The following is an 8510-nucleotide window of genomic DNA, read 5'->3' on the forward strand; positions in this document are numbered from 1 at the left end:
GAGAGGGGGTTGGGGGTGAGGGGGCACTGATCTCTCCAAACACGCCAGACGTTCAGGCGGCACGGGCATTTTCCCTCACCCTCGGTCCCTCTCCCAGGGGATAGGGAGGCGCGCCGCCAGACCAACTTATCCACCCCCTCCCGACCTGCGCGTATAATGCGCCGCAATGTTCAGCCTCCTCACACCCATGTCGGGCCTGCCCTGGTGCCTGCTGCCGATCTGGCCGTTGGTCTTCTGGCGCATCCAGCGCCTGAAGGCATGGTTCCGTGCAGCCGGCGGGCCGGGCAGTCAAATGCTATGGGGCGTGATGTGGAACGGACGCGTCGTGGTGATCCGACTGTCGGATGATCTGTCCGGGCATCATCCGTGTACTTTTCGTGCACCCGTATCGGAGCGGCTGGCGCGCGTACTGACGAACACCTCACGTCCGTGTCCCCGGCGAACGCCGGGGCCTCAGGCCATCCAGTCCGGAATAATCTCACGAGATCCCGGCGTTCGCCGGGACTACGGATTCAAGATTCCCGACACCTGACCCATATCCCGACCGCAGAGTACCCGAACACCACCCCAAGCGCCCTCACAGGCGCCGCACGTGCTGGCCGTAACCTCAGCCGAAGAACGGGATACGGAACCAGCGCTTGATGTTCCACCAACGGCGCAGGCGCTTGTTGTTGGGCGCATCGTCCTTGCCGCGCGGCACGAGAATGTCGTTCATGCGGGGCTGGTAGTTGCGGATCAGGTCTTCTTCGACCCGGGCGCGATCATCGCCCTTCTTGATCACCAGGACGTGGCGTTCGGTGGCGCCGCGCTTCCACCAGGCTTCCCACCAGCGTTCATGGCCGATCAGGCGCGAGCGGAAATTGGTCGCCTTGCCGATATAGAGCGGGAACAGGAAGAATACGAAGCGCCGCTGGACGAAGATATAGATGCCGCCGCCCTCGGGCAGGCCTTTCGGCGTCAGCGTGATCTTGAAGCGGTAGGGTCGGCCGGATTCGCCAAACCAAGTGTGCCAACCAAACAATATCCACATGCGATTCGTCTCCGTCCCCAAGGTGGCAGGGTGAAACAGGGCTGGTTAACGCGCGATTAACAGTTTGCCGCATCCGGAATCAGAGGCATCGTGATTCCATCGGAACCCTCGACCGGTCCGGAAGTTCTTATGGCTATGGCATACAAGAACCCCCTCATGTCCCCCGCATCCGCGCCGCCCGTCCAACCGGCGGGCCTCAGCGCAGACCTGGAAGCCTTTATCCGGTCCGAGCGTTTCCCCTGCGCTGGCGCCAGGAGCGCCCTCCGCCTCGACCAGGTCAGCCTCGTCGAAGGGGGCGATTTCCTGTCGGAAGAATCCGACGCGCACATCCATGCGGCGCTCAGCCGGTTCGGCCGGGAACTCGACCCCGACACGATGCCGTTCAAGACGCTTGTTTGCGGCTTTCGCCGCGGCTCGGTCATGGACGAGAAGACATTCGAGACGGCCCTCTGGGCACGGCTGCAACGCCTGCACAAGATCGACCTCCAACGCGGCGTGCCATGGGCCGCGAACGTCTCGCCTGATCCGGCGTCGCTCGATTTCGGCATCAGTATCAATGGTGTCGCCTATTTCGTGATCGGCCTGCATCCGGGCTCATCGCGCGCGGCGCGGCGGTTCTGCCGTCCGGCCCTGGTTTTCAATTCCCATGACCAGTTCGAGCAATTGCGCGCCGATGGCCGGTACCAGGCCCTGCAAAAGGTCATCCGGCAAAAGGAACTTGACGTAAACGGATCAATCAACCCCATGATCGGCACGCATGGGCAACGCAATCAGGCCGCGCAATATAGCGGCCGCCAGGTGGGAGACGACTGGACATGTCCATTTCAATTCAAGGCGCCGACGTCGGCATAATCCAAACGATCGCACCCAGGACAGGCGTCGCCTTCCGGCTGCGCAAGGGACAGACCCTGACCGTGATCGATCCCGAAGGCCAGCAAGTCTCGGACATGCTGGCCTATAATGCAGACGACACGAATGAGGTCATCTCGTCGGGCCGGTCCATCGACTATGCCAGCCGCCTGTTCCTGACGACCGGGGATATTCTCTATTCCAATCGCAGCAACCCGATGCTGGTGATCGGCGAGGATCAGGTCGGTCGCCATGACTTCACGCTGACGCCCTGTTCGAAGGATACGTTCCGCATCATCTATGGCGACAAGACTCCCCATCATGGCTGCCAGGGAAATCTCGAAACGGCTTTGGCACCCCATGGCATCGGCCCGGACCAGATTCCCATCGCCTTCAATGTTTTCATGCATGTGGCAACAAATGGGGAAACCGGAGACATCAAGGTCCTGCCGCCCCTCAGCAAGGCGGGCGACCTCACCCGGTTTCACGCCGAGATGGATCTCATCATGGCGCTGACCGCCTGTTCGGCAGGCCAGTCGAACAATTTCACTTACAAACCCATCCAGTATCGTATCGACTGATGCTCGACCGGACCCGCCTTGACCGCGCCCCGCCATCAACCTTCGCCAGGGCGAACTGGTTCTCTGATCTCAGGCTGACCCGCCATGGCTTGATCGTGAAGAAGACGGGCCGCCGGATTGGCCTCGCGGAAATCACGCCCTCGGAGTTCGTGAAATTCTGTCTCTATTTCGCTGTCGTCCTGATGAAAGGGCTGGCCGTACGCATGACGCGGCCAAGCGGCCTCACTGTCTGGTTCGCGCCAGACCGGCCGCGCCCCTGGTACATCCTCTGGTCGGCCATGACCCTCTCCGGCATCCGCTTTGCCCGTACACCCGCCAGCGCAGATGTCGCCTTCTATTTCGAGGATACGACCCAGGGCGTCCCGCCGCCCGCTGGGAATCTGGTCCAGCTCAATTCCGCCTGCAATGACATCTCGAAAAGCCGTGTCGCCGATGTGTTCGCTGATGTCGCCGGCTATGCCCTGCGTCTTGACCCCCGCACCCATCACGGACCGGCAGTTGAAAAGAGCGAAGCCAATGGCCTTCACGATGGTCGGATCGTTACCTGCCCCTGCGATCCTGCCGCAGGAAAGGCCTACCAGCATCTGGTCGACTCATCCGACGGCACAACCGCCTTTGACTATCGCACGACCATTATCGGCCGTGTGCCGCGTTTCGTTCTGGTAAAGACCAAGCCTGCGGGCGACCGTTTCTCGATGCACAATGATACGGTGGCCTTCCGTGAACTGCCCGACGTTTTCTCGCGGCCTGAGCTCGATCTCATCACACGCTTTGCCGGAACCATGGCCCTCGACTGGGCCGCGCTCGACATCCTGCGCGATAGCAGCTCTGGCCGCATCTATATCGTCGATGTCAACAAGACGGACACCGGCCCGGCAGTCGACCTCTCCTGGCATGACCGCAGCCGCGTCATGCACGCCATTTCCCGGCATTTCCATGCGATGATCGCTGGCGCGGCCCGGCCAGACGTGACAGCAACAGCCCCTCAAGCTGCGCGGAACGCGCGTGAACCCATGAGAACAGGATACGTCATTGAAACTCCGCGTAAGGTCTGAACTTTTCTATGATTTTCCGGAGGATACTCAGGCCATTTTTGCGATCCAGGTCGCCCGCTCTCCGGGCCAGGCCGTCCTGTCGGAATCGCTCACCTTTTCGCCCGACACGCCGGTCATCCAGGACATGGCCGACAGTCACGGCGAGCGGCGCTTCCGGGCTGCCCTCGAAGGCCAGGCCAGCATCATCTATGAAGCCACCATCGAGAACAGCACGCCCCGACTCCTGTCGCCGGGCATAAGGCTGGAATCCTGGCTTGAACTGCCGCCGCCGGTGCTCGAATTCCTGCTGCCGAGCCGCTACTGTCCGTCGGACAAGTTCATGGCCTTTGCCCATCGCGAGTTCGGCCATCTCGCACCCGGCAGTACGCAGGTCCTCGCCGTGCTCGACTGGGTCCACAATCATGTCGACTATGTCCCAGGGGCCAGCCATGCCGGCACCACGGCCGAAAACACATTTGTCGACCGCGCCGGTATCTGCCGCGACTTCACGCATCTCGGCATCAGCATATGCCGCGCGCTGAATGTGCCGTCCCGCGCCGTCAGCGCCTATGCTTGGCAACTTGATCCACCGGACTTCCACGCCGTTTTCGAAGTCTATCTCGATGGGGCGTGGTGGCTGGTCGATGCAACCCGGCTCGTCCCGGTCGAAAACCTTGTCCGCATCGCCATTGGTCGGGATGCGGCTGACATTGCTTTCCTCACAACGTCCGGCAATTGCGAATGCCTCAGCCAGTCAGTGTCAGTCGAATTTCTCGGCGATTGAATAGCGGTCAGCCCGCCAGCATCGCCGCGCGTACGGGGCGGAAACTGGTGCGGTGCACAGGGCTGGGGCCGAGCCGGGTCAGGGCTTCGGCATGGGCGGCGGTGCCATAACCCTTGTGGCGGGCAAAGCCGTAGCCGGGATGGCGGGCGTCGAGGTCCTGCATCAGGGCATCGCGAACGGTCTTGGCGAGGATCGACGCAGCTGAAATGGCCGGTTCCGTCAGGTCGCCCTTCACAATGGCGCGGGCGTCGCAGGGCAGTAATTTCGGCAGCGCGTTGCCATCGATCAGGATCATGCCAAGGGCGCATTGGCTGGCGACGCCCTCCACGGCCCGGCCCATGGCAAGGAAAGTGGCCTCACGGATATTCAGCGTATCGATCTCGTCGACGCTGGCATGGGCGACGCAGAAGGCCAGCGCACGTTCGCGGATCAGCGGCGCCAGCGCATCGCGCTTGGCTTCGCTGAGGGCCTTGGAGTCGGTCAATCCTGCGATCGGCGCAGCCGTGTCGAGCACGACGGCGGCGGCTGTGACCGGGCCGGCCCATGGACCGCGTCCGGCCTCATCGACGCCGCAGGTGAAGAGAAGCCGCTGGTTCATCGTGCCAGTGCAACGCGAGTCGCCCTTGCTATCCACCCTTGCCTCAGCTTCATTGCAGTTTCTCCCAATCCCTGCTGCGAGGACGTTTTCACCATGCTCGAATTCCTGGCCTCTCCCGCCTTCTGGGGCAGTCTTGCGACGCTGACCTTCCTGGAAGTCATTCTCGGGATCGACAATCTCCTGTTCGTGTCCATCGCCACCGGCAAGCTGCAAGGCAAGCAGAAGCGGCAGGCGACCCGCGTCGGTATCTGGGGCGCCATGTTCCTGCGGATTGCGATGCTTGGCCTGATCTTCGTGATCATCGGCCTCGACAAGAACGCCCTTTTCCAGATGCCGCACGCCTTCGCCCAAATCCTGTCAGGCGGTGATGAAGCGCTCATGCATCATGTCGAGGACGTGACTATAAAGGACCTGATCCTGCTGGCAGGCGGCCTGTTCCTTCTGTGGAAAGGCACTCAGGAAATCCACAACGCTGTCGAAGGCACGGACCATCAGGAAAGCGATGCCAAGAGTGGGTTCACAGCGGTGATCGTCCAGCTCTTCGTCATCAACGCCGTCTTTTCGCTCGACAGCGTGATCACGGCGATCGGCATGACCAACGATCTGGTCGTGATGGTCAGTGCGGTTGTCCTGTCGACGATCGTCATGGCGATTGCGGCCGACCCGCTCGCCAAATTCATTGGCGAGCACCCGACTACCAAGATGCTGGCCCTGTCCTTCATCCTGCTCGTGGGCGTCGCCCTTGTCGCTGACGGTCTCGGGTTCCACATCCCGCGTGGCTACCTCTATTTTGCCATCGCCTTCTCTCTGGCCGTGGAATTGCTCAACATCCAGGCGCGCAAGAGCGCCCCGAAAACCGGAGACCATTGAATGTCAGCCCCCTACGCGATCCGAATCCATGAAACCGGCGGTCCGGAGGTTCTCAAGAAGGAACCCTTCGCGCCGAAACAACCCGGCCCCGGCCAGGCGCTGGTGCACCAGTCGGCGGTCGGCCTCAACTTCATCGACACCTATTTCCGCACCGGGCTCTACCCAGCCAAATTCCCGTTCACGCCGGGCGGCGAGGGCGCGGGCGTCGTGGAGGCGGTTGGCGAGGGCGTGATAAATCTCAAGGTGGGCGACCGCGTCGGTTATGTTGCGTCGGGTACTTATGCCACGCATGTGACCCTGCCGGCCGCGAACCTGTTGCCCTTGCCTGACGGCATTAGCGATGAGGAGGCGGCGGCCGTGATGCTGAAAGGCCTGACGGCCTGGATGCTGTTGTTCGAAATCCGTCCGATCAAGAAAGGCGACACGCTGCTCGTCTGGGCGCCCGTCGGCGGCGTCGGCAGCCTGCTCGTGCCATGGGCCGTCAGCCTTGGTGCCCGCGTGATCGCGGTCACGTCGTCAGACAAGAAAGCGGCCATGGCGCGCGCTGCCGGGGCCGGCGATGTGATTGTCGGCTATGATAATGTCGCGGCGCAGGTGAAGGCCCTGACCGACGGCAAGGGTGTCGACGTGGCGCTCGACAGTGTCGGCAAGATAAGTTTCGATGCGTCCCTCAGCAGCCTGAAGCCGCGCGGCTGGATGATCTCCTATGGCAACGCATCCGGCGCGGCCGATCCCGTACCGCCCGGTCGTCTGGCGCAAGGCGGTTCGCTTGTGCTGACCCGGCCGACACTGTTCAATTTCATTGATACGCCTGAGGCGCTCGCACGGGGCGCGGGCCTCCTGTTCGGCGCGCTGAAGGATGGCACGTTGAAAGCGGACATTGGCCAGCGCTATGCGCTGGAAGATGTCGCGGACGCTCATCGCGCGCTGGAAAGCGGCAAGACGACCGGCGCCACGATCCTGGTACCCTGAGGCCCGCCATGGCGCTCAGGATTTCAAACCGGGACGCCCGCCGCCTCTGGCTCGATGCCCAACTCCTGTCGGCGGCGCCGACGGGGCCGCTGGACCTCGCGGATATCATCCGCCGGCTCGGCTTCGTCCAGCTGGACACGATTCGCGTTGTCGCCCGTGCGCACGATCATATCCTGTGGAGCCGGAACCAGAATTTCCGCGAACCGATGCTGGAAAAATGCCTCGCTCGCGACCGCCACGTGTTTGAGCATTTCACGCATGATGCCTCGCTCATCCCGATGGATTTCTATCCGATGTGGCGCCGCCAGTTCCGCCGCCTGGAGGAAAAGGTGCGTCGCTGGGAATGGCATCGCGGCATGCTGGGCGAAGATGGCCGCGCCGGCATTCGCGACCGCATTGAAGCGGAAGGCCCACTCAGTACCAAGGCGTTCGACACCAGGATCGCGGGCAAGCGCGAGATGTGGCGCCGCCCGCCGCACAAGCTGGCGCTCGATTACATGTGGTATGCGGGGGAACTCTCGACCTCGCACCGCGAGAATTTCACGAAATACTATGACCTGACGCATCGCGTGATCCCGGACCATTTGCGCAAGGTCGAGCACAGCGATGCGGCGCAGGTCGACTGGCTGTGTCGCGAAGCGCTGGCCCGGCTGGCCTTCGGCACGGAAGGCGATGTGCAGCGCTTCTGGGCGGCGGCGGACTTGCCGGAAGTGAAGGCGTGGACAGCGGCGAATGCCGACGCACTTGTGCCGGTCGAAATCGAATCGTCGAACGGAATGTGGAGTGCCGCTCTGGCCCTGCCGGACATCGAAGACCGCCTCGCTACCACCCCGGCGCCCACATCCCGCCTGCGCATCCTCAACCCGTTTGACCCGGTGATCCGCGATCGCAACCGTCTCGCGCGCCTGTTCGGTTTCGACTACCGGATCGAGATTTTCGTGCCCGCCGCCAAGCGGCAATGGGGATACTATGTCTATCCGCTGCTCGAGGGCGACCGGTTCGTCGGGCGGATCGAGGTCAAGTCGGACCGCAACAAGGGCGAACTCAGCGTGATTGCGCTATGGCCCGAGCCCGGCGTGAAATGGACGGGCGCACGGCAAGCGAAACTCGAGGCGGAGCTCGGGCGGCTTGCGCGGTTTGTCGGGGCAACGGACGTGGTCTGGCGAACGGTGTAAGGGCGTTCAGTCTTTGACGGGCAGGTCCAGCAACAGCGCCGGATCGATATAGAAATCGCCACCGCGATCAGTGCTCTCGATGTTCCGCCATTTGACGGCCCAGTGCAGGTGCGGGCCGGTCGTGCGACCGGAATTGCCGGTCCTGGCGAGAAGGTCGCCGCGCTTGACCACATCGCCGGCAGCAACATCGACTTCGGAGAGGTGCATGAAGACAGAGGTCAGGCCATGGCCATGGTCAAGGAAGACAGCTCCGCCTTCATAATAGAGGTCGGGATCGGCGAGAATGACCGTGCCGCCCGCCGGGGCAACGACCGGCGTGCCGATGGGGGCGGCCATGTCATAGCCCTGATGGACAGAGGTCGATTCGCACGGCTTTCCGGTGACTTTCGAGACGCCGATATATTTCCGTGTCGGGCCGAAGGGCGAGGAGGCGGGCACATCGGCCGGCTTGATGAAGCCGCTCAGCGCACCGGGACCGGGATTCAGGCGGGCAAACGCCTCTTGCTTGATCTGCCAGCTGCGCGCGGCATGGGCTTTCTGCTCAGCCGAGCGGGCATCGACCTTGTCGCAGTCGAAGCCCTTGATCGTACGGAATTCATCGTCGCGGGCGGTGATGG

The 8510-nt window shown here is 62.7% G+C and carries 11 protein-coding genes; 8 read left to right on the plus strand and 3 right to left on the minus strand.

Going from position 1 to position 8510, the window contains the following annotated elements:
- Positions 1 to 166 precede the first annotated feature (166 nt).
- Positions 167 to 532 (plus strand): hypothetical protein, encoded by a 366-nt coding sequence (locus AADA04_RS07335; protein WP_340692603.1) that lies wholly within the window; start codon positions 167 to 169, stop codon positions 530 to 532.
- 75 nt (positions 533 to 607) lie between these two features.
- Here the strand turns inward: AADA04_RS07335 and AADA04_RS07340 are convergent, their stop codons facing one another.
- The gene (locus tag AADA04_RS07340) at positions 608 to 1030 is read right to left on the minus strand and encodes a GIY-YIG nuclease family protein (RefSeq protein WP_340692604.1); all 423 of its coding nucleotides are present in this window, start codon (positions 1028 to 1030) and stop codon (positions 608 to 610) included.
- Positions 1031 to 1186: 156 nt separating this feature from the next.
- Between AADA04_RS07340 and gntA the strand changes: the two genes are divergently transcribed.
- The 4 genes from gntA to AADA04_RS07360 are packed head-to-tail and all read left to right on the plus strand — an operon-like array spanning position 1187 to position 4278.
- Entirely contained in the window at positions 1187 to 1882 is a 696-nt protein-coding gene (gene gntA, locus AADA04_RS07345) for a guanitoxin biosynthesis heme-dependent pre-guanitoxin N-hydroxylase GntA (RefSeq protein ID WP_340692605.1), read from the plus strand.
- A complete protein-coding gene (locus AADA04_RS07350; RefSeq protein ID WP_340692606.1) occupies positions 1846 to 2460 on the plus strand; it encodes an urea carboxylase-associated family protein in 615 nt (204 codons plus the stop codon). Before gntA ends, AADA04_RS07350 begins: the two co-directional genes overlap by 37 nt.
- Positions 2460 to 3515, plus strand: coding sequence for a hypothetical protein (locus AADA04_RS07355; protein ID WP_340692607.1), 1056 nt, complete (start codon positions 2460 to 2462; stop codon positions 3513 to 3515). Before AADA04_RS07350 ends, AADA04_RS07355 begins: the two co-directional genes overlap by 1 nt.
- Positions 3493 to 4278: a transglutaminase family protein gene (locus AADA04_RS07360; RefSeq protein WP_340692608.1), complete on the plus strand. Its 786-nt coding sequence runs from the start codon at positions 3493 to 3495 to the stop codon at positions 4276 to 4278. Before AADA04_RS07355 ends, AADA04_RS07360 begins: the two co-directional genes overlap by 23 nt.
- Positions 4279 to 4285: 7 nt before the next feature.
- Here AADA04_RS07360 and AADA04_RS07365 read toward each other — a convergent pair whose 3' ends face one another.
- Positions 4286 to 4876 carry a ribonuclease HII gene (locus AADA04_RS07365; RefSeq protein ID WP_340692609.1) on the minus strand — a complete coding sequence of 197 codons (591 nt, stop codon included), beginning with the start codon at positions 4874 to 4876 and terminating at the stop codon, positions 4286 to 4288.
- Positions 4877 to 4969: 93 nt separating this feature from the next.
- Between AADA04_RS07365 and AADA04_RS07370 the strand changes: the two genes are divergently transcribed.
- From AADA04_RS07370 to AADA04_RS07380, 3 genes are read left to right on the plus strand one after another with little or no spacing between them, the layout of a single operon-like run.
- Positions 4970 to 5746: a TerC family protein gene (locus AADA04_RS07370; RefSeq protein WP_340692610.1), complete on the plus strand. Its 777-nt coding sequence runs from the start codon at positions 4970 to 4972 to the stop codon at positions 5744 to 5746.
- A complete protein-coding gene (locus tag AADA04_RS07375) occupies positions 5747 to 6718 on the plus strand; it encodes a quinone oxidoreductase (protein ID WP_340692611.1) in 972 nt (323 codons plus the stop codon).
- An 8-nt stretch (positions 6719 to 6726) separates the two neighbouring features.
- Positions 6727 to 7893, plus strand: coding sequence for a crosslink repair DNA glycosylase YcaQ family protein (locus AADA04_RS07380; RefSeq protein ID WP_340692612.1), 1167 nt, complete (start codon positions 6727 to 6729; stop codon positions 7891 to 7893).
- Positions 7894 to 7899: 6 nt separating this feature from the next.
- Here AADA04_RS07380 and AADA04_RS07385 read toward each other — a convergent pair.
- The coding region (locus AADA04_RS07385) for a M23 family metallopeptidase (protein ID WP_340692613.1) at positions 7900 to 8510 on the minus strand (611 nt) is incomplete at its 5' end.

Origin of the sequence: Hyphomonas sp. (assembly GCF_037969335.1) — a bacterium.
Lineage (GTDB): Bacteria > Pseudomonadota > Alphaproteobacteria > Caulobacterales > Hyphomonadaceae > Hyphomonas.

Excerpts from the sequence above, each read along its gene's own strand:
- AADA04_RS07335 (WP_340692603.1), top strand. The coding sequence starts at position 167 with ATGTTCAGCCTCCTCACACCCATGTCGGGCCTGCCCTGGTGCCTGCTG.
- AADA04_RS07340 (WP_340692604.1), bottom strand. The coding sequence starts at position 1,030 with ATGTGGATATTGTTTGGTTGGCACACTTGGTTTGGCGAATCCGGCCGA.
- gntA (WP_340692605.1), top strand. The coding sequence starts at position 1,187 with ATGTCCCCCGCATCCGCGCCGCCCGTCCAACCGGCGGGCCTCAGCGCA.
- AADA04_RS07350 (WP_340692606.1), top strand. The coding sequence starts at position 1,846 with ATGTCCATTTCAATTCAAGGCGCCGACGTCGGCATAATCCAAACGATC.
- AADA04_RS07355 (WP_340692607.1), top strand. The coding sequence starts at position 2,460 with ATGCTCGACCGGACCCGCCTTGACCGCGCCCCGCCATCAACCTTCGCC.
- AADA04_RS07365 (WP_340692609.1), bottom strand. The coding sequence starts at position 4,876 with ATGAACCAGCGGCTTCTCTTCACCTGCGGCGTCGATGAGGCCGGACGC.
- AADA04_RS07370 (WP_340692610.1), top strand. The coding sequence starts at position 4,970 with ATGCTCGAATTCCTGGCCTCTCCCGCCTTCTGGGGCAGTCTTGCGACG.
- AADA04_RS07375 (WP_340692611.1), top strand. The coding sequence starts at position 5,747 with ATGTCAGCCCCCTACGCGATCCGAATCCATGAAACCGGCGGTCCGGAG.
- AADA04_RS07380 (WP_340692612.1), top strand. The coding sequence starts at position 6,727 with ATGGCGCTCAGGATTTCAAACCGGGACGCCCGCCGCCTCTGGCTCGAT.